Genomic DNA, 20,975 nt, shown 5'->3' on the forward strand with positions numbered 1-20,975 from the left:
AAGACCCCTTGAAGACGACGAGGTTGATAGGTTCGGGGTGGAAGCACAGCAATGTGTGGAGCTGACGAATACTAATCGGTCGAGGGCTTATCCTACAACGTTTCTGAAATAGATATACTTCGGAAATGGAAACCAGCTAATGTTTTGTGTGAATCATATTCAGTTTCTTACGGTGTTTTATGTTTATAGCATAAATAAACACCCACCCAGAAGTGGGTTTTTTATTGGGCTTTACCTTATTTCTAATGTTCCCTGATAGCTCAGTTGGTAGAGCACTCGACTGTTAATCGAGTTGTCACAGGTTCGAGTCCTGTTCGGGGAGCCATATAGAGAGGTGTCCGAGTGGTCGAAGGAGCACGATTGGAAATCGTGTAGGCTCTAACCGGGTCTCGAGGGTTCGAATCCCTTCCTCTCTGCCATACAACTTTTAATACGATATGGCCCGTTGGTCAAGGGGTTAAGACACCTCCCTTTCACGGAGGTAACAGGGGTTCGAATCCCCTACGGGTCACCATTACTTACACTAAAGAGTAAAAAAACATGGAGGCTTAGCTCAGCTGGGAGAGCATCTGCCTTACAAGCAGAGGGTCGGGGGTTCGATCCCCTCAGCCTCCACCATATTTTTTAAAAATGACGCGGGGTGGAGCAGCTCGGTAGCTCGTCGGGCTCATAACCCGAAGGCCGCAGGTTCAAATCCTGCCCCCGCAACCAAAACTTTATCTTCGGTGTTTTACCGAGAATACGATGTGGAGCTGTGGTGTAGAGGCCTAACATGCCTGCCTGTCACGCAGGAGACCGCGGGTTCGAATCCCGTCAGCTCCGCCATTTAATCAAACATCAGGCTCGGTAGCTCAGTTGGTAGAGCAGAGGACTGAAAATCCTCGTGTCGGCGGTTCGATTCCGTCCCGAGCCACCATGTTAGATGGTTGGAAAATTCATATGCCGGTGTAGCTCAGTTGGTAGAGCAACTGACTTGTAATCAGTAGGTCGTGGGTTCGACTCCTATCGCCGGCACCATTTTTACGGAGGGTTAGCGAAGTGGCCAAACGCGGGAGACTGTAAATCTCTTCCTAACGGTTCGGTGGTTCGAATCCATCACCCTCCACCATTTCTCATTATTGAGAGCCATTAGCTCAGTTGGTAGAGCACCTGACTTTTAATCAGGGTGTCGAAGGTTCGAGTCCTTCATGGCTCACTTTACCTTGCTTTTTGCGGTTGTGGTGGAACGGCAGACACGCTATCTTGAGGGGGTAGTGCCCACCGGGCGTATGGGTTCAAGTCCCATCAACCGCACCATATCATTCGAAATTTACAGGGCCTTGCTTAGCAAGGCTCTTTTTTGTTGTTTTCATAATGTTGAGCTTGTAATTTTCGCAAGGATAAAATCCCGAAAGCTGCATCAAAAAATTGAACATGGAATTAACGATAAATTGAATTGCGGGTATTCTGTCCAGACGGTATAATGCATCATCATCATATGGCATCGATTACATGAAAAAGCGAGGGATAGCATGATCGTTTGGACGAACGCTGGACAGGTTGGCCAGGAAGTAATAAGGATAGGATTCACCAATCGGATATCCGCGGTAAGCGTTGATCCCGTTTCCTCTAAGAGCAAGAAACAGGAAGGTCCGCAGCCATGAAACTGATGAAGTGGCTGTTCGTCAACCGGAGTATCAGAACGAAAATCGTTTGGAGCAGCGTAATTACATCGCTTGTTCCGATGCTTGTGTTGTCTTATCTCTTTTACGAATCTAGCACGAGATCGCTGGAGCGCACGATGTACCGTAGCACCAGCCAGAATGCGCAATATGTGGCTGGCTATTTGAATCAATATTTTCGCGATCTGTCTTCATCGGCCTTGCAGGTGTACGGTTTTTCCCGTGTCATGAATTTGATGGAGCATGGCCGCAAGGTGAATGACGAAGATTTCTTTGCTCTTGGCGAGTCGCTGAAAAATTATTATGCGCTTGTATCCAATAAGAACAAGGATACCGTTATAAAGATCATGGTCTTTGGCAAGGACAACAAGCTGAGGGACTTTTGGTCGAGAGCAGCCAGTTACGATTCCATCCCTTTTAACGAGAGCATTCCCCATTACGGGGACATGCTCGATTTGCCGTTCCAGCAGTCGCTCTCCTTCTCCTACAAGGACGCTGCGTTTAACCAGGACTTTTTCGTATTTGCCATTACGATTTATGATCCTTTCTACCATAGTAAAATCGGAACGCTTGTCTTTTACATTCAGATGAAGGAGCTTACCAAAGTCATCGAGGCGAACAACCAGTCACCGAATGTCATCGTGCTGCGCAACTCCCGGGGCGAGACCTTCTACCATACGAGTGACAAGTACGACGGTATTGTGCCTACATTCGAGGTGCCGGACGCCAAGCTGAAAAAAAAGCCGAAGGAGCTCCGATTTGAGCAGCGCAAGGATCTGCTCGTCAGCACCTCTTATCTGGATAACGGGAACTCCACGCTGACCATTATTTATCCGAACGAAGAGCTGGCTCGCCATCGCAACAATACGCTCCTCATCGCAATCGGGGCGTTGGTATTTGCGGTTGTGTGTATTTCGCTGCTGTCGCTCTTTGCCCAGCAATACCTGACTAGGCCGATTAAGCGGCTTGGCCAAGCGATGAAGAAGGTACGCACCGGCAACTTTCATGTTACGCTGTCCCAGCCTTACCGCTATCGGGATGATCTGTCCGAGCTGAACCGCAGCTTCAATTTCATGACGGAAAAAATACGGGAGCTGATCGAGCAGCGGTACCAGATGCAGCTTCGGAACAAGGAAGCGCAGCTGCTTGCCCTGCAAATGCAGATAAACCCCCATTTTTTGTACAATACGCTGCAAACGATTGGCGGTAAGGCAGTGCTGATCGGTGACTATGAAATTCCGGAGATGTGCCGTTCCCTCGGCGATTTGTTCCGATACAGCTTTTATGAGGGAAATACGGAATCCACGATCCGGCAGGAGCTGGCCCATGTCGCCAACTATTTGTATATCCAGCAGTTCCGATTCGAGGAGTCGCTTCGCACGGAGTTTGACGTACCCGAGTCGCTAATGGAGGCAACCACCATTCGCTTCGTGATGCAGCCGATTATCGAGAATGCCGTTATCCATGCGCTTGGCGGTCCGGATGACGGTCAGCTGCTTATTCGCGTTGGGGCGGAGACGTACGATGGCGCGATCGTATTGTCGGTTAGCGATAACGGCCCGGGCATAGCGCCGGCCAAGCTCGCGGAGCTGCGCGGCGACATGGAGAAGAAGTCGATGGAAGTATTCTCAGGGGTTTCGATTGGATTGAAGAACGTTCACGAGCGCATACGGCTTGCCTATGGCGAGTCGTATGGCCTCGAAATCGACAGTAAACCGAGTGAAGGAACGGTTATACGCATCCGAATTCCATGCAGAAAGCGGGGAGAATCGCATGTTTAAAGTAATGGTCGTCGATGACGAGCCATGGGGGCGCAAGTCGGTCGGCAAAATGATCGAAGAGCTGCAGCTGGACGTTGAGGTTGTCGCGGAGGCCCGCAACGGCGCGGAAGCGCTGGAGCTTATTCCGGTGAGCAAGCCCCATATCATCGTCACGGACATGAATATGCCGGTTATGAACGGCCAGAAGTTTCTCGAGCAATTGTATCACCGGTATAACCATATCAAGATTGTGGTGATCAGCGGTCATTCGCAATTCGAATATATGAAGGCAGCCGTTGCCTACCAGGCATGCGAATACGTGCTGAAGCCGGTATCGCTTGCGGATTTGAAGGATGCCATGGTCAAAGCCATACAGGCAAGCCGCAGCCATATGAGCGTGGAGCAGCGCCAGCAATTCGCAAGCGAAATGCGCAAGCTGCGTACCGAGACGTTTTTGCAGAACGTGACGGGACGGCGTATCGCCTACAGCGCCGATATTGTCTCCCAGGCAGCGGAGCTGCTCACGAGTCCGCCGGTAGGCCGCTACAGGCTTGCTGTATGCATGATGCGTCGATTCCGCGAGCTGGCGGAAACCAAGTTTAACGGCAATGCGGACTTGCTAATGTTCAGTATCGAAAATATGATGAGCGAACTAACGAGCGGCGCACCTCTATACGTATTCAAATCGGACGACCGTCAGCGGCTTTGCCTGCTGTTGCCGGAACCGGCTATGGACGGCGGGGGAGTGCGGGAGCTGCTGCTGCCTTTCCATGAGACAGCCAGCCGTATGCTGCAGCTATCTGCCGTTGTTGGCCTAAGCGATCCGCGCGACCTTCTGGACCAATTGCCGGAGGCGTTCGAGGAAGCAAGCGAGCGTCTGTACGGCAGTCTGCTGCGCGGAAGCGAGTTCGCGGTAAGGGCAGCCGATATGCCGCAGGAGATGCGGGAGAGCGGCGAGATGCTCGGCGGATTCGACGCGAAGCTGCTGCAGCAAGCGATTGTTGGCGGACAGGCTGCCTCCGCCCGCAGAATGCTTGGCGAGTTTGCGCGCAAAGCGGAGATGTCGGAATCGCTGACCATCCGGAGCGCCCAGAAAGAGCTGCGCAAGCTTAGTGCTGCCGCCGGAAGCGAGTGGCCGGCTATTGCGGCAGCTAGTCCGTTGTTGTCCGATCAACGGGCGATCGACAGCGTAATGACGCTCTCCGCGCTTCACGCCTACGTATCGGAGCTGTCAGCGGCCATAGAAGCGCACATCCATGCAAAGGGATCGTCGGATGCGGGCAATCCAATGGCCGAGATCGTGGCGTATTTGGACGGGCATTATTTCGAAGATGTTGGCCTGATCGACATGGCGACCCGCTATCATATGGACCCGAGTTACCTGAGCCGGCAATTCAAAGCCGCAACCGGGGAAAATTTCATCGAATACGTAACGCGTAAGCGCATGGAGAAGGCATGCGAGCTGCTTCGGGAATCCAATCATAAGGTATCGGATATTGCCGAACTGGTCGGTTACGAGAATCAGCGGTATTTCAGTCAGGTATTCAAGAAATTTACCGGACATACGCCATCGGAATTCCGGGAGTCGCCGGCGCCTCTTTCCCAGCCTGCAAAAAATTGAACATCGCATCTCCAATTTATTTTATTCCTGCGGCCGCCGACAACCAGTAAACTGAGCATCAGGACGAGAAAGCTCGATCCGAGAACATCAGACAAAGGGGATATGGATATGAACAAGAAACTCGGCCTTGGTCTCAGCATTGCGTTGATGACCGCGCTGCTGAGCGCTTGCGGCGGAAATAACGGCAACAACGCCGGCCCGGCGAATTCGGCATCGGAGCCGGCCAACTCGGCAACGGAATCGGCGAGCGCGCCGGCAACGGAAGATACCGAGCCGGTTACCATCTCGTTCATGCATTTCAAGAGTGACGCAACGGACGGCATTAACAAAATCGTCGATCAGTTCGAAGCGGAAAATCCGAATATCAAGGTGGACGTACAGCCGGTCAAATTCGACGACTACGCTACGCTGCTCAAGACCAAGCTAGCCAGCGGAGATATCGTTGACGTATTCACCTTAAATGCCGGCAGCACGACTAAGCTGTACAAGGACGGCGGTTACCTAGAAGACTTAACCGACCAGGAATTTATGAAGACCTTCGATCCGAGCGTGCTCGCCGAGCAAGCAACGGACGGCCGCAACTATATCATGCCGCTGAACGCAGGACCAATCGCCGTATTTTATAACAAGAAAATTTTCTCCGATCTCGGTATCGAGATTCCTACGACATACGATGCGCTAATCGCGGCTGCGCAAAAAATCAAAGACTCGGGCAAAACCCCGTTTGCGCTTGGCTGGAAAGACGGCTGGCCGCTTGGCATGTGGCTTAGCCGCGACTTCCCGAGCAACACGGTGCTCGTTGACAAGCAGACCGACTTCTTCGACAAGCTGGAGAAGGGCGAAGCGAAATTCGCGGACAATCCGGCAACGAAGACGACGATTCAGCATGCGCTCGACATGTTCAAATACGGCAACAAGGACCAGCTTGGCGTGGACTACAACGGCGCGGTCGACATGTTCGCCCGCGAAGAAGCGGCCATGATGTACATGGGGACTTGGCCGCTGCCGGATATCGAGAAGAAGAATCCGGAGCTGTTCGCAACCGGCATGGGCTACTTCCCGTATCCGTTCAGCAATGATCCGGCGCTTAACAAGCTGGAGTTCAACCCGGATGCTTCCGTAGCGGTGAACAGCAAGTCCGAGCATAAGGATGCCGCGTTCAAATTCCTCGCCTACTTGGCTAGCGTACCTGCGGCAAACACGTGGGTAGAGAACGTGAAGACCTTAACGTACGTAAAAGGCGCATCCGCAGACATCGCTCCGGCCGTTTCCGACCTGAAGCCTTATTTCGATAACGGTCAGTTGTACAACTCGCAAGTGTATATTACAACAACGATTGACTGGACGACGCAGTTCTCCCAATACGTACAGAAAGTGTTCTTCAACAAGGCAACGGCGGATGACATTATTAAGGATCTTGATGATTGGGTTGCCAAAAACCATAAATAACGCAGGATTGGCCACGCGAACGGCATAGGCGCAGCTTATGCCGTTCTTTTCGGGAAGGAGAGGAACCGATGGAAAGCTTGAAAAAAACGATTCGACGCGAGATGTGGTACGTCCTGTTCCTTGTTCCGGGCGTACTGTTGTTCGCCTTCGCCGTCATCGTGCCTTTTGTAACGGGCATTCGTTATTCGTTTACGAACTGGGACGGCATTTCGCGCAAGCTGACTTACATTGGCTGGGACAATTACGTGAATGCGATCCAAGACCCCGATCTATGGACGGTTCTTGGCAACACGTTCAAATATGCGATTATTCTTACGCTGCTCGTCAATTTAGTGGCGCTCTTATTTGCGCTGCTGCTCGACAGCTACCTGCCGCTGCGGAATTTGTTCCGCACGATTTTTTTCCTGCCAAGCGTCATTTCGGTTATACTCGCCGGATTCATCTGGAGCTATAACTACAGCCAAGGGTTTCCGAGGCTGCTCGCCCATCTGGGGATGGACGTAACCAGTCCGCTAGGCAATCCCGACCGCGCGTTATACGGTCTCATCATCATCGCCGTCTGGCAGGGCATCGGCTCGCCGATGATTATCTATATTGCCGGCTTGCAGGGCATTCCGGCCGAGCTGTCGGAGAGCGCGCGCATCGACGGAGCGGGTCCGCTCCGCGTCTTCCGCAACGTTACGCTGCCGCTGCTCGCGCCGTCGGTGACGATCAACATGCTGCTCGTGCTGACCGGCTCCCTGAAAGTGTTCGATCTCGTCCTTGTTACGACAAACGGCGGACCGGGCTTTGCTACCGAGGTTATTGCGACCTTTATTTATAAGAATGCGTTCTCTTCGTTTAAAGCAGGCTACGGCATGGCGCTATCGATGATCTTCTTCGTCATTCTGGTCATCGTAACGGTCGTGCAGGTAACCATATTCAGAAAACGGGAGGTGGAGATGTAATGAGAAGCACGCGATTGCTTGTGTTTATTGCCGTTGCGGCCGTTGCCGCCGTGTTTCTGTTTCCGCTCTACGTCGCCATGCTTATGGCGCTCAAATCGGCGAAGCAGACCTTCGATTCCTTTTACGCGCTGCCGCCGTCCCTGGATCTGGCTAACTTCGTTCATGCCTGGGATACGTCCAAGTATCCGACCGCCTTTCTGAACAGCGCAATCATCACCGTCCTTTCGGTGCTGCTTATCCTGATCATTTCCGCCTTGAGCGGGTACGCGATTGCGCGCGGCAGCAAACCGCTCTACAACTTCTTTTTCCTGCTGTTTCTTTCCGGCATGATGGTGCCGTTTCAGGTCACGATGCTGCCGCTCTACCAGCTTGGCAAATCGCTTGACATGCTGAACAATTATTGGGGGATTGTCCTGATTTACGGCGGATTCGGCGTTCAGTCGGGAGTTCTGTTCTTTACCGGCTTCGTACGGGGCATTTCGCGGGAGATTGAGGAGGCGGCACGCATTGACGGCTGCTCTACGCCGGGGATTTTTATCCGCATCGTTATGCCGCTGCTGAAGCCCGTGACCGCGACGGTGCTTGTGCTTAACGCGCTCTATATCTGGAACGACTTTTTGCTGCCGTTATTGTACTTGCAAAGCAAAGACTTCCGGACGATACCGCTGCAGCAGTATTTCTTCTTCGGGCAATACAGCAGCGATTTGAACCTTGCGTTCGCGTACGCGGTGATGGGGCTTATCCCGATTATCGTTTTCTTCCTGTTCATGCAGCGCTTCATTATTAAAGGGATTGCGGCCGGAGCGATCAAAGGCTGAAACGCAATCGCGCTTAAACCTCGGTAAGCAAAAAAGCGTACATCGATCACACAAATAATTGGATTATTTTGGACGGTCGACTGTCGTACAATGGGTGGCGAGAGCAGGGTTGTCTGCTCATCACCACTCATTGGGAGGGAAAATAATGAGAAGGAATGGCTTGAAGGTTGTGCTGCTTCTCTCGCTGCTCTTGTCGGTATTGCTGCCTGTCGGTACCCGCATGACGTATGCGGCAGCCGTGTCAATCTCTCAGACGGGCAATATTGTAACCGCTACCAACGGTGCGATTACCGTTGCGTACGACCTGTCGACGGGCAAAGGCACGTTCAAGGAAGGCAGCACGACACTCATCAGCGATTTTTACTCGGACTATGCGATCAGCGGAAGCTCAACCAGGTACAAGTCGACCGATTCGGCTACAAGGACCGCAAGCTGGACGACAACCGGTACCGACGGTTATGGCACAAACGGCAAGCTGCTGACGATTACAAACGCGCTTGCTTCGGGATCCACAATCACGCTGCGCATCACCATGTACGAGAACCGTTCCTATATCCTCTCGGATATGACGGTCAGCAAAGGGACCTCGCAGACGATCGACTTCCTCGAGCCAATCGCAGCCAATAATCTCGACATCGGCTCCGGCAGCGACAAACGCATTTATACGACTCCTTATACGAACAACTATGACTTTGGCGTAGCGCCGGTTAACGATTTCGGCAACAGCCAGAACGGCGACGACCGTCCGTACGGTGCGGGGGAAACCTGGTCGGCGTTCAACGGCAAGAGCTACTGGGTGGCGGCCATGTTCGACAATGCAAGCAAGAAGGGAGTCGTCGCCGGCGCGGCTACGACAAAGACGTGGAAGAGCATGCAATACCTGGCCCCGGCCAGCACGGCAAACGGTCCGCTCACCGGGTTCTCAGTCTACAACGCCGGAGGGAAAAAGAGCGGTACGTCCGTGGCGAGCGATAAGTTTTTCCTCGGTTATTTCGCGGACTACCGCGACGGATTGGAGACGTTTGGCCAAGCCTACGCCGTTGGGGAGCCAAAGCTGAATTGGACCGGCGACGTGCCGATCGGCTTCAACACGTGGTATGCGTATTACACCTACGGCACGGCGGATGCGATGCTGCCGACAACGGATTACTTCTACACGCACCTGAAGTCGCTTGGCTACAATTACATGAATCTCGACTGCTGCTATATAGGCGTCCCTACCAAGACGCCGGTACAGAATCTGAAGGACTTCGCCGATTACGTGCACAGCAAAGGGATGAAAGCCGGCACATACTCCGCTCCGTTCGCGATCTTTGATCCGCTGACGGATACGGTGCCAACGACTTCGTATACGTTTGGCGATATTGCGCTCAAGGATGCTTCCGGCAACCCGATCAAGTCGTACATCAATACGTACATCGTGGATGCGACCCATCCCGGCGGCCAGGCGTATTTGCAATGGATCATGCAGACGCAGCATATCGACCCGGGCTTTGATTACGTCAAGCTCGATTTTATCGACCTCGGCATGTATGAAGGCAGCTTCTATGATTCCACGAAGAACGGGATGGAAGCTTACCGGATCGGCATGCGGATCATGCGCGATACCTTGCTCGCCGCGCCGCAGGACATCTATATCAACGAATCGATAGCACCGCTCTTGCCATCGGGTTATGCGCATGGACGCCGAACGGGCGTCGATACGACAATCGGACTGGAGTCTTATCCGGGCATCGAGCGCCAAGCGCTTAACACGGCGGCTTCCTGGTGGACGAACGGTACGTTGTATTCGTACAATGACCCCGACATGCTTTTCCCGGAAAGCGTCATAGACGGCTTTAATAAAGTAACGCTGAACGAAGGAACGCTGCTGTCCACGGCGATAATAATGGGAGGCGGTCATCTCCTTATTGGCGACAACGTGCCGTTTATTTCGGAGGATCGGATGAAGACGCTGTTCAACTCCGATTTGCTTAATCTGGTGAAGGCCGGCAAGGCGGCGCGGCCGGTGTCGATGACGAACTTTTATCATAAGCTCGAACACCCCCCAACGGCCCTTTATTTAACGGCAGCTAACGGAGATAAATACGTCGGGCTCTCCAACTGGGATATGAACAATTCGCAGTCCGCATCCGTAGCGTTCAGCGATCTCGGTCTTAGCCCGAGCGCAACCTATACGCTGACGGAGCTGTACAGCAAGACGAAGCTTGGCACTTACTCCGGCAGCTATAGCCGCACGCTGAAGCCGGGCGAATCGGTTATCGTGCGCGTCTCCTCGCAAGCGAGCGCATGGCCGACTGCTGCGGCGAATCTCGCCTCCGGCAAGACCGCAACGGCATCGTCGACCTGGTCCGCGCAAGCCGGTTACGAGGCAAGCAAGGTGACGGACGGCAGCCAAGCGACGAGATGGAGCGGGGAGAACGGCACCGCGAACAACCAGTGGATCGAAGTTGATTTTGGCTCCAGCACAAGCGTTAACCGGGTTGTTGTGAATGAGTATGCCTACGGCAGCCAGAACTTCCAGATCGATGCGTATACCCTGCAATATTGGAACGGCTCGAGCTACGTGAACCTGACGAAAGGCTTCACGATTGGCGACAGGCGAATATTCGACTTCCCGACCGTCAATACGTCCAAAATCCGGCTTTATATCAACAAGGCGAGATTTATTCCATCGATCAACGAGATCGAAGCGTATAATGTGAGCGGCAATACGGGTTATGTGATCGATCAGGATAACAGCAGCGCCTCGTATTCCACGTACTCGGATATCCGTGCGGGTATTCAAAGGATGCAGACGTTTACGTTAACCCAATCAAGCCTGCCAAGGCTGGATGTCTACTTGTACGAAAGCTATGTAAACAAGGTGCCGGAGGATAACTATTATCTGGATATCGTTCAGCTCGATGCCAACAACAATCCGGTGCAAAAGCTGTTCAGCGCTTCGCTTAATCCGAACAATATTCCGGGGGCTGCCACGCCTTACGCGGTATATCCGCGACTGACGGGGCTGGATACCACGAAAAAATACGGGCTAATTCTCCGCTCGCCGCAGACGCTTGACGACAATTCAACCGATAACAAGTACGGGTTTGCTTATAACGACAGCAATCCGTACGCCGGCGGGCTCGAGCGGCTGTCAACAAACGGAGGGGCTACCTGGACCACCGAGAACGGCGGCAACCGCGATTTGATCTTTACCATTTACAAGTAACAACGCGCATATAATCGCATAAAAGGGTGCCCCGCTGACAGCCGAAACGGCTGTCGCGGGGGCCTTTTTTGCTGCTGAAGACAGCAACGAAGCTTGTGAAAAATAACTGTTGCATAACCGGGAATGTTGGGCTATAATCTTCATTACGCGTTACGAAAAATGCGGTCATGGCGGAATTGGCAGACGCGCTAGATTCAGGTTCTAGTGTCAGCAATGACGTGGAGGTTCGAGTCCTCTTGACCGCACCATACGCGGAAGTGGCTCAGCGGTAGAGCATCGCCTTGCCAAGGCGAGGGTCGCGGGTTCGATTCCCGTCTTCCGCTCCACGGGATGTAGCTCAGCTTGGTAGAGCACCTGGTTTGGGACCAGGGGGTCGCATGTTCAAATCGTGTCATCCCGACCATTTTGTTCATATTGCGGATACAGCAAGCCCGCCTTATATAGAAAAGCCCTTTATCCATCTTTGGATAAAGGGCTTTTTCGTGTTTGGATACGATTCCCTCTTGCAGCTTTCCTCCCCGTCAGGCAGGATAAACTCATAAAGCATCGAATATTGTCTTGTCCCATACTTGTTGTGAGGTGATGAGGTGCACGGCAAACGCTTGTTTAAGTCTCCGAGAACGGCTCATATTAGAAAGACGGGCATCTTGTCCATGCTGCGCAACCGGTTTTTGTTCTCCTCTCTTCGCAAACGCATTATGGTGTTACTGACCATTGGCTTTGTAGGCTGTGCCATTCTGATGGCTTCCGTCTCCTACAATGCGATCTACACGATGCAGCACGATAAAATCAAAACCTCTATGGCATTTGATCTGTACCAGCAAACGACAAAGCAGAACCAAATGTACAACAATCTGCTCCAGGTTACCCAGCAGATGACGCCGGAAGGCACGGTAGGCCATCTGATGGAGACGTATGTATACACCGCGGACATTTATAGTCAGCGTCTTCTCTCCCGCGATATTTCCTATAACATTGGCTTGATTACGTTCTCGAACCCGGCTATGCAGCTGGTGATGTACTACAATAACGCAAGCGGGCAAGCAGCTTATTCGAATTTGCCGGTGCGTACGGACTTTAAGCTTGAATCCTTGCCGGATGTTGCCGGTATGGGGGAGCTGAGATACCAGTCTCCGCATAAATCCTTATGCCGGTTCAGCGATGATCTGGTGGTGTCCGTGACCCGGGAAGTTACCTTTTCGGACGGAACCAAGCTTGTTGTCTACGTGGAGGCCAAGACCGATATTCCGACGGATATGAGCTCGGTTACCGAAAGTTTGAACATGCCGTATACGCTTGTGTTTACGAATTCTGCAGGCAATGTAACGTATAGCAGCAATACGGCTGCATTTGAAGCGGGCCAGCACCTTGAGCTTGAGGGGCAGTCGGGCGCGACCGACGATTATGTCTGGAACCGGATGACCGGGGATTACGGCTATGACATAACCTTGCTTCTCCCCGTCTCTTATTACAATCATGAGCTTTATACGTGGAAAAATCATATGTATTGGATTCTCGCCATCGCCCTCCTGATGATGTTTATGCTTACGCTTGTGCTGCGGCGGCTCATTAACCGGCCATTCCGGCTGATCGAGAAGGAGATGCGGACATTTGGCAAAGGATACATGGGCACTACGCAGTATCATACGGGAATCGACGAGTTTGACCGGATTTTCGACCAGTTCAACATTATGAAAAGGCAGATTCAGAAGCTTATTATCGACGTGGAGCAGAAGGAAAAGCGCCGGCATCAGCTGGAGATCGAAAAGCTTGCCTACCAGATCAACCCGCATTTTCTAATGAATACGCTTAATTCGGTGCGCTGGCTGGCCGTTATGCATAAGCAGGAGGAAATCGAGAAGTTTATCTCCTCGCTTATTATTTTGCTGAACTACAACCTGGGCAAATCCGAGGAAAAAGCGACCTTCCGATCAGAAATTCAGGTCATGAGAACCTATCTTGAGCTGCAGCAGATGCGACATGATTTTGAAGTGAAGCTGGATATTGCCGAAGGAGCTTATCTGGACAGCCCGGTCGCAAGGTTCATCCTGCAGCCAATCGTGGAAAATGCCGTCTGCCACGGCCTCGACGACAACGGTATGCTGGAGATCAGCGTGCTGCCGGACGAAGCGAAGCAGATGGTGCGCATTATGATCCGCGACGACGGCAAGGGGCTTAGCCAGGAGACGTTGGCCCTGCTGCAGCGCGACACGCCTGACCAGCAGCAGACCGGCTGGGGAATCGGACTCCGTTACGTCCGCTCCATGCTGGAATCCTTTTATGGCCACAAAGCCCGGATGGGCATAGATAGCACGCCAAATCAAGGGACGACGGTTACGTTGTACCTTCCTTTTCTCGAACAACGAAAGGAGAGAGCCATGTGATTCGTGTATTAATCGTTGACGATGACAAGCTTGCGCGCAAAGGCTTTATTTCCATCATGCCATGGGCCAATCATGACATGGTTGTCGTTGGAGAGGCGGCGAACGGCGCGAAGGCGCTTGAATTCATGGAGCAGCATGAGGTGGATCTCATGTTTGTCGACTTGTCCATGCCCGTCATGTCGGGAATGGAGCTGCTTCAGGTGACGCGCCAGAGGTTTCCGGGCCTTCGTTCCGTTATCCTGTCGTTCCATGAGGAATTCGAGAATGTGCAGACGGCTTACCGTATGGGCGTGCTCGATTATATTTCCAAGGTGCGTCTGGAATCGGAGGATGACGAGCAGATTTTGAAAAGGATTGGGCAGCAGATGTCGGGAACGGCAACGCAGCAACCGTCCAGCCAGCTTCCGGCGGCCTTGAATCCTGCGCCCGCACCCGAGCAAAACGTCCGTGCGCAGGAGGAGGAGAGCTGGAGCGGGCTGGAGCAGGAATGGCGCTCTAACTACTGGCTTTATAATGAATCGGTCTTTCAACGGCTATGCAAGCAGACCGCGCAAGCCAAGGTGTCCTTCCGTCGCCTGGAAGGGCTGTTTATGCGCGTGTTGTCTCAGCTCGAGACCGACCTTGGCCTTGCTGCCGAGCTGGGCTCCGATGCGGCCGATATCCGTTCGGCCGTCGAATGGATGCGGGATTTCCGAAAGCGCGTATATGCGCAGGTGGCGGCAACCACCGATTTTACCAATACAACCACAAGTATACTGAAGGCGGTACTGTTCATTCGCGAGCAGGCTTCGGGTACGCTGCACGCCGAGGATGTCGCCGATCACGTACACATGAGCAGAAGCTATTTCAGCCAATGCTTCAAGAGGCTGACAGGCTCGACGTTTAACGATTATTTGAAGCAGGAGCGGATTAGATCGGCCGAGCGGCTGCTGTGCGAGACGAATCAGTCCATCGCGTGGGTTGCCCATGCCGTAGGCTATAACGACTCCAAATATTTCTCCCAGCTTTTCTATGAGCAGACCCGTCTCCTGCCTTCCGAGTTCCGCGCGCAATTCATAGGGGGGAAGATTGACTACAACTAATCGAACAAATATCTACCCCCGTTTCTTGATTGAACACAAAACAGGGCACATCCGTCCGACTTTTTTTAAGCGCTTTCATTGTACAATGGGTAAGCAAGGAACAAGCGAAGAGTTTTAGGAGGGGTTAGATGAAAAGGAATATGGCACTGATGCTTTCTGCTGCATTACTAGGTGTAAGCTTGACAGCATGTTCTTCTTCCAATGATTCATCAAACAACAATGTGAAAGCGTCTTCAAGCCCTGAGGCAAGTTCGAATGCAAGCAGCTCCGAGAGTCCCGCATTGTCCGGGGATGACCTCGCCTTCTCCAAATTCCCGAAGCCCGTTGACGTTCACATCGGCATGGTGGTGGACCCGACGGACAAAACGCTGCCGGAAGGCGACAGCGTAAGCAACAATCAATACACGCGTTACTTAAAGGAAAAGTACAACATTAACGTCATTGTGGATTGGACGGCTGCTACGGGCAACGACTTCAAGCAGAAGGTCAGCCTGACAATCGCATCGGGCAAGCTGCCTGACGGCATGGTGGTCGACGACCGCTCCTTCATGACGAAAGCCGCAAGCTCGGGTCTGCTGTACGATATTGGCGATCTCTTTGATCAATATGCGTCCAAGCAAGTGAAGGACATTATGGCAAGTACCGAAGGACGCGCCCTGGAAAATGCCAGCTACAAAGGAAAAATGGTCTCGCTCCCGAACATTACGGTAGACACCGACGGCGTTCACGTTATGTGGATCCGCAAGGACTGGCTCGACAAGCTGAGTCTGCCGGTACCAAAGACGGTGGCGGATCTCGAAAAAACGGCTAAAGCGTTTATCGATAATAAGCTGGGCGGCGACAAAACCATTGGTATTGCCGGCCCATCCAAGAATTCATTCCCTTATTCCACGTTCCTCGTTTCTTCCAACAATATGGCCGGATTTGACCCGATCTTCGGCGCGATGGATGCTTATCCGGGCTACTGGCTCGACAATGGCGACGGGACGGTATCGTACGGAACAACATCGGAGAACACGAAGAAAACATTGGCTTTGCTGGCCGATTGGTACAAAAAAGGACTTATCGACCCTGAGGTGGGTACGCGCGATAACACGGGCGATCCGATCAACGCGAACCAGACGGGTATTTTCTTCGGACCATGGTGGGCAGGCGGTTACGGCAACGGGGACTCCTTCAAGAACGACCCGACGGCCAACTGGCAGGCGTATCCGGTCTACTCCGATGACGGCAAATGGAATACGCATATGAAAACAACGGGCAGCACGTACACCGTGATTAGCAAAAACGCGAAGCCGGACGTTGTTAAAGCCATTCTGATCATGAACAACGCCCTTGTGCGTGATGAAGCAACCTTCGACCTGTCCGTTGCGGTGGGCTGGTATCCGCTCCGTAACGTAATGGCTGCGGCGAACGAAACGGAATACGAGTATACCGAGTTGATGAAAGTTTTGAAAGGCGAGTCGGAACCTGAAACTTATAACGTACCGAACAGCTTGTACAAACTGATGTATGCCGATGCGAAAAAAGTAAGAGACGTCGTTAAACCACCGTTTGACGAGCTGGGCGTAACTAACTTCAGCACGGCTAACTTCGGCGATTTCCAACGGCTTTATTCTCTCTTGATCGGCGACCGTCCGTTTGCGACAACTCCTATCGACAAGAAGGTCTACAGCGTGACTTACAACCAGACGCCAACGATGGAAACCAAATGGGCGAACCTGAAGAAGATGGAGGATGAGACGGTTCTGAAGATCATCCTTGGGCAAGCGTCGCTCGACTCCTTCGATAAGTTCGTGAAGGACTGGAAGGCGCAAGGCGGAGACGAGATCACGGCGGAAGTTGCAGAACTCTTGAAGAAATAAGGATACGTAAAGCTTGCGAAAGGCACAGGCGTTTCGGTGCTTTTCGCAAGCTTTCTCAAAATATAAGAAAGTATAAGTTTCCATTATACTACGCTTATATTTCATCCGCGAAACGTATGCTGCTCCTCCTAAGGACGGCGCAGCCGTTTACGCTTGTCTCACTAGAGTGACAGGAGGTTAGCCGTTATGAGGAAATTAGGCCATCAGAAGCATTATTATTTGATGCTGCTGCCGGGTATGGTCTGGCTTGTCATGTTCAGTATTGTGCCTATGTTCGGGATTCTGATGGCATTTCAGAATTATAATCCGGGATCGGGCTTGTTCAAATCGGAGTGGGTTGGGCTTGAGAACTTCAAGTATATGTTTCAGCTGAATGACAGCAAGACCGTGATCAGGAACACCTTAATTATTGCCGTGGGCAAAATCGCGCTTAATCTGATCGTCCCGCTTGTCTTTGCTATATTGCTGAACGAGCTTCGCAACTTGCGTTACAAGAAGCTGGTTCAGACGGTTGTTTATTTGCCGCACTTTCTGTCGTGGGTTATTATGTCCACCATTGTTATCGGAATCTTCGGCTATTATGGCGTTGTAAATACAATTTTCGGTTATTTCGGAGCGGATCCGCAGCTGTTTATGGCGGATGCGGGGATCTTCCGGCAGCTGATCGTAGGTACGGATGTCTGGAAGGAATTTGGTTATAACGCGATTATCTATCTGGCGGCACTGACAGGCGTCAATCCTAATCTGTACGAAGCGGCCGCTATTGACGGGGCTAACCGCTGGCAGTTAATCCGGCATGTCACGCTCCCGGCACTGATAACTACGGTAGTCCTGTTAGGGGTATTAAGCCTTGGCAACGTGCTTAACGCCGGCTTTGATCAGGTCTATAACCTGTATAACCCGCTAGTGTACTCGACTGGTGATATTCTCGATACCTGGGTCTACAGGCTGGGCTTGCAAAATCTTCAATTCTCGCTGGCGACCGCGGCAGGTTTGTTCAAGTCGGTCATTAGCTTCGTGTTGATTTATATCTCTTATCGTCTGGCCTATCGTTATGCCGATTACACGATATTCTAAGAGGAGGGCGCTGCTGTGGTCAGGAATACAACATTAGGTTCACGGGCGTTTGATATTGCGAATATCATCCTCCTCGGGCTGCTCGTTATAAGCTGCGTTTATCCGCTGTGGTACACCTTCTGTGTATCCATCTCCGAGAAATCCGCCGCTAACGCGGGTCTGGTAACGATATACCCGATCGGTTTCTCTCTGACGCCGTATAAGGAAATTATCAACGACAGCATGTTCTTTAACGCTTTCTGGATTTCGATCCAGCGTACCGTGCTTGGCACAAGCTTCGCCTTGCTGATGACGGTATTAATGGCTTATCCGTTGGCACGGCCGAAGAAGGATTTCAAAACGCGCAATATATTCATGTGGATCCTGGTCTTCTGCATGTTGTTTAGCGGCGGCCTGATTCCATGGTATCTTACCATTCAGAATTATCACCTGATCGATTCGATCTGGGCGTTGGTGCTAGGCGGCGGGGTACCGGTATTCGACGTCATCCTGATTATGAACTTCTTCCGCAATCTGCCGAAGGAGCTGAATGAGGCGGCGGTTGTCGACGGAGCGGGTCCGTGGTCGGTTCTGTTCCGGGTCTATGTCCCATGCTCGATCCCCGTGCTGGCCGCGGTAGCGTTGTTCATCAGCGTCTACCACTGGAACGAGTTCTTCAACGGGCTTGTGCTGAGCAATACCCAGTCCAGTTATCCGCTTCAGACCTATATTCAGCAGCTTGTCGTCAATATTCCGGTGGGTACCAACCTGACGCCGGAGCAGTACAAGAAGCTCTCGGAGCTATCCAACCGGACGCTCAACTCGGCAAAGGTATTTATCGCCATGGTGCCGATGCTGGTCGTTTATCCGTTCCTGCAAAAATACTTCGTATCCGGCATCATGCTAGGCGCCGTGAAGGAGTAACAAGACGAGAACCACATCCTGCCGGGATGTGGTTCTTTAATTTTTTTGCCAGCGGTGACTGGAAAAAGCGGCCCGGTACGCCTCTAGCTGAATACTGAGCACGACCAGGTAGATGGGAATGGAGTAGAGGATATAGTATCCGTGTTTATAGTGGTATACGCCAGACTTGACTCCAAGCCATTCGAACAGGAGGGCGATGGCGGCCCATACAAGCATATATCCGATGGTTGCAATCCCGGAGATCCGGAAACGCTCAAACCCATAGATATACAAGTATCCGTAAGGGGCGTACATCAGATAAGAGATAAAGTCAAACACCTCATAACTTGAATTGTCCCCAATGTCGTATAAATCGAATGGCGGTATAGCGATCGTATGGTCAAAAATGAGCCCTGACGTGACGCTTATAAGCATGGTAAAGGCGGTCTGCAAGGGGGATAGTGTTCGCGGCAGCAGCCGATAGATGGTGAAGCCTACTGTCATCAGAACGATGACATACAACTCATTACTATTGAAATGCTGGTCATAAATGACTGCTTCCATTATCGAATCCATCCTTCTCTTGAAGCCATCCACTGAAAGAGCTTTCCGAATAGCAAGGTATATAGCATGAGCAGGAGAATCATCAGGGACTCATTGAGGTAGTCCCATTCTTTATAAATAAGAACCTGATTCCGATGCAGTTCCATACCAAGCAGCAGTTGTATGCCAAACGCGTAGACGGCTATACCGATCCTTACGCTAGTTTTTGACGATAAGAGAAAAACGTTAGCGAAAGCAATCAGGATAAACGTTATGGTGAAGTCATTATGCAGAATCAAAGCGATAAAATGCGGGATATTCTGATTGATTTGGAATAGTTGAAGGTTGAGACCGCTAATCGTTAACTTGTTCGTAAGCACGACTTCTATGGCCATGAATAAAAGGGCGTTGACAGCAAGCGGCAGTTTAAGGCGCAGATTCATCAGCACTTGAATGCAAAACCAAGCGTAAAAAATAAAAAGAACAATGACCAAAGGGAACCTTCCTTTCGTAAGCAAACCAGTCCTTCAGGTAGAATTCCCTTTGTTTATTATGGATATCCATTGCTTTTATGACAAGAAAAGCACTCCTGCAAGGCCGCTTAAGGTTCCCAGCGCGACAACCGATACGACGACGAATAGCAGAACCTTATGAGGGAACGACTTCCGGATCATAAGGATCGAAGGAAGGCTGATCGAAGGAAGCGTCAGCAGCAGCGCCGCAGCGGGTCCGGTGCCTAATCCGAAGGAGAGCATGGTCTGGATGATCGGAATTTCGGCCGCCGTGGGAATAACGAACAGCATGCCGGCAATGGCGAACAATAGGATAAGCAGAACGTTGTTGGACGCGGTCTCGCCAATGGCCGGGAACAGCCATGCCCTGCAGGCGCCGAGCACAAGCACCGCAATGAAATAAGCAGGCACGACGTGAAGCAGCATGCTGCCGATTGCTTTCATCCATCTAACGAGAAGCGGGGCGGAATGCTCTTCCTGCTCCACTTTCTCCGGTGCGGCCGCAACCTGTTCGGGAAGAGTCTGACTTGATGCAAACCGGTTAGCGAAATAACTGACGCCAAACGTGAGCAGCAGTCCGAACACCAGACGAATCGCCGTGAATTTCCACGACAGGACGAAGGTCATAAAGACAAGCGTTGCCGGGTTAATGGTCGGATTGCCAAGCCAGAAGGCCAAGGCTGCTCCGACGGAAGCGTTCTTTTTCCGCAGGCCAATCGCTATGGGAGCCGCGCAGCATGTGCACATCATGCCCGGAATGGAAGCCGCGCCGCCAACCAGCGTGCTGCCGAAGGACGCTTTGCCAAGCGCTTTAAGCAGCCATCTGGACGGAATAAGCACTTGAAGCAGCGAGCCTAGCAGAATGCCGAGAATGGCCGCCTTCCAGACCGAATTGTAGTAAGCCTTCGCATAGTCCCAAGCCGATTGCCAGGACGGATCGGGAGCAGCCTGGTTCTTGCCGGAGACAATCGACGAGCCAATGGTATGCTCGGCAGCCGCATGAATCGCTTTGAGATAATAGGGCCACCATTTGACGTAAGTAAGCCCGGCGATGGCGATGATGAGGAATATCGCTGCCGAAAGAATGACTTTTTTGCTGACAGGCTCCGTTCGAGGCCACGATCGGTTGATTTGTCCCATTATAGAATCCTCCGGATTTG

Annotated in this window: 14 protein-coding genes, 14 tRNA genes and 1 rRNA gene; 26 read left to right on the plus strand and 3 right to left on the minus strand. The window is 52.0% G+C overall.

Annotated features, from left to right (window positions below):
* The 26 genes from FHT67_RS12025 to FHT67_RS12150 all read left to right on the plus strand — a co-directional run.
* Positions 1-95, plus strand: a 23S ribosomal RNA gene (locus FHT67_RS12025); the annotation flags it as partial.
* A 154-nt stretch (positions 96-249) separates the two neighbouring features.
* Positions 250-325: transfer RNA gene (locus FHT67_RS12030), tRNA-Asn, on the plus strand.
* Positions 326-328: 3 nt separating this feature from the next.
* Positions 329-419, plus strand: a tRNA-Ser gene (locus FHT67_RS12035).
* Positions 420-439: 20 nt separating this feature from the next.
* Positions 440-514: transfer RNA gene (locus FHT67_RS12040), tRNA-Glu, on the plus strand.
* 28 nt (positions 515-542) lie between these two features.
* Positions 543-618 (plus strand) — tRNA-Val (locus FHT67_RS12045).
* Between the two features lie 16 nt (positions 619-634).
* A tRNA-Met gene (locus FHT67_RS12050) sits at positions 635-711 on the plus strand.
* 37 nt (positions 712-748) lie between these two features.
* Positions 749-825: transfer RNA gene (locus FHT67_RS12055), tRNA-Asp, on the plus strand.
* Between the two features lie 15 nt (positions 826-840).
* A tRNA-Phe gene (locus FHT67_RS12060) sits at positions 841-916 on the plus strand.
* Positions 917-941: 25 nt separating this feature from the next.
* Positions 942-1,017 (plus strand) — tRNA-Thr (locus FHT67_RS12065).
* 7 nt (positions 1,018-1,024) lie between these two features.
* Positions 1,025-1,108 (plus strand) — tRNA-Tyr (locus FHT67_RS12070).
* Between the two features lie 14 nt (positions 1,109-1,122).
* Positions 1,123-1,195, plus strand: a tRNA-Lys gene (locus tag FHT67_RS12075).
* A gap of 16 nt (positions 1,196-1,211) precedes the next feature.
* A tRNA-Leu gene (locus FHT67_RS12080) sits at positions 1,212-1,296 on the plus strand.
* A gap of 343 nt (positions 1,297-1,639) precedes the next feature.
* Positions 1,640-3,442, plus strand: coding sequence for a sensor histidine kinase (locus FHT67_RS12085; RefSeq protein WP_167198455.1), 1,803 nt, complete (start codon positions 1,640-1,642; stop codon positions 3,440-3,442).
* Positions 3,435-5,042, plus strand: coding sequence for a response regulator transcription factor (locus tag FHT67_RS12090; protein WP_167198457.1), 1,608 nt, complete (start codon positions 3,435-3,437; stop codon positions 5,040-5,042). The genes FHT67_RS12085 and FHT67_RS12090 overlap by 8 nt, the downstream gene beginning before the upstream one ends.
* A gap of 108 nt (positions 5,043-5,150) precedes the next feature.
* Entirely contained in the window at positions 5,151-6,491 is a 1,341-nt protein-coding gene (locus FHT67_RS12095; protein ID WP_167198459.1) for an ABC transporter substrate-binding protein, read from the plus strand.
* Between the two features lie 68 nt (positions 6,492-6,559).
* Positions 6,560-7,438: a carbohydrate ABC transporter permease gene (locus tag FHT67_RS12100; protein ID WP_132313470.1), complete on the plus strand. Its 879-nt coding sequence runs from the start codon at positions 6,560-6,562 to the stop codon at positions 7,436-7,438.
* Positions 7,438-8,256, plus strand: a complete 819-nt coding sequence (locus FHT67_RS12105; protein WP_167198461.1) for a carbohydrate ABC transporter permease — start codon at positions 7,438-7,440, stop codon at positions 8,254-8,256. Before FHT67_RS12100 ends, FHT67_RS12105 begins: the two co-directional genes overlap by 1 nt.
* A gap of 145 nt (positions 8,257-8,401) precedes the next feature.
* Positions 8,402-11,470, plus strand: coding sequence for a discoidin domain-containing protein (locus FHT67_RS12110; protein ID WP_167198462.1), 3,069 nt, complete (start codon positions 8,402-8,404; stop codon positions 11,468-11,470).
* A 161-nt stretch (positions 11,471-11,631) separates the two neighbouring features.
* A tRNA-Leu gene (locus FHT67_RS12115) sits at positions 11,632-11,718 on the plus strand.
* Positions 11,719-11,721: 3 nt separating this feature from the next.
* Positions 11,722-11,796, plus strand: a tRNA-Gly gene (locus FHT67_RS12120).
* Positions 11,797-11,873: transfer RNA gene (locus tag FHT67_RS12125), tRNA-Pro, on the plus strand. It abuts the tRNA gene before it with no gap.
* Positions 11,874-12,072: 199 nt separating this feature from the next.
* Positions 12,073-13,854 carry a sensor histidine kinase gene (locus FHT67_RS12130; RefSeq protein ID WP_165930847.1) on the plus strand — a complete coding sequence of 594 codons (1,782 nt, stop codon included), beginning with the start codon at positions 12,073-12,075 and terminating at the stop codon, positions 13,852-13,854.
* Entirely contained in the window at positions 13,851-14,936 is a 1,086-nt protein-coding gene (locus FHT67_RS30500) for a response regulator (RefSeq protein ID WP_132313462.1), read from the plus strand. Before FHT67_RS12130 ends, FHT67_RS30500 begins: the two co-directional genes overlap by 4 nt.
* Before the next feature lie 128 nt (positions 14,937-15,064).
* Complete coding sequence (locus FHT67_RS12140) at positions 15,065-16,801, plus strand: extracellular solute-binding protein (protein WP_132313460.1); 1,737 nt, start codon at positions 15,065-15,067, stop codon at positions 16,799-16,801.
* Between the two features lie 186 nt (positions 16,802-16,987).
* Complete coding sequence (locus tag FHT67_RS12145; RefSeq protein ID WP_132313458.1) at positions 16,988-17,878, plus strand: ABC transporter permease; 891 nt, start codon at positions 16,988-16,990, stop codon at positions 17,876-17,878.
* A 15-nt stretch (positions 17,879-17,893) separates the two neighbouring features.
* Positions 17,894-18,781 carry a carbohydrate ABC transporter permease gene (locus FHT67_RS12150; RefSeq protein WP_127498350.1) on the plus strand — a complete coding sequence of 296 codons (888 nt, stop codon included), beginning with the start codon at positions 17,894-17,896 and terminating at the stop codon, positions 18,779-18,781.
* Between the two features lie 36 nt (positions 18,782-18,817).
* Here the strand turns inward: FHT67_RS12150 and FHT67_RS12155 are convergent, their stop codons facing one another.
* The 3 genes from FHT67_RS12155 to FHT67_RS12165 form a co-directional block, all read right to left on the minus strand.
* Entirely contained in the window at positions 18,818-19,324 is a 507-nt protein-coding gene (locus tag FHT67_RS12155) for a hypothetical protein (RefSeq protein ID WP_132313456.1), read from the minus strand.
* On the minus strand, positions 19,324-19,797 hold the full coding sequence (locus FHT67_RS12160; RefSeq protein WP_208403271.1) for a hypothetical protein: 474 nt from the start codon (positions 19,795-19,797) through the stop codon (positions 19,324-19,326). The genes FHT67_RS12155 and FHT67_RS12160 overlap by 1 nt, the downstream gene beginning before the upstream one ends.
* Before the next feature lie 75 nt (positions 19,798-19,872).
* Positions 19,873-20,955: a permease gene (locus tag FHT67_RS12165; protein ID WP_167198464.1), complete on the minus strand. Its 1,083-nt coding sequence runs from the start codon at positions 20,953-20,955 to the stop codon at positions 19,873-19,875.
* Positions 20,956-20,975: the final 20 nt, after the last annotated feature.

This window comes from Paenibacillus sp. BK720 (assembly GCF_011761545.1).
Lineage (GTDB): Bacteria > Bacillota > Bacilli > Paenibacillales > Paenibacillaceae > Pristimantibacillus.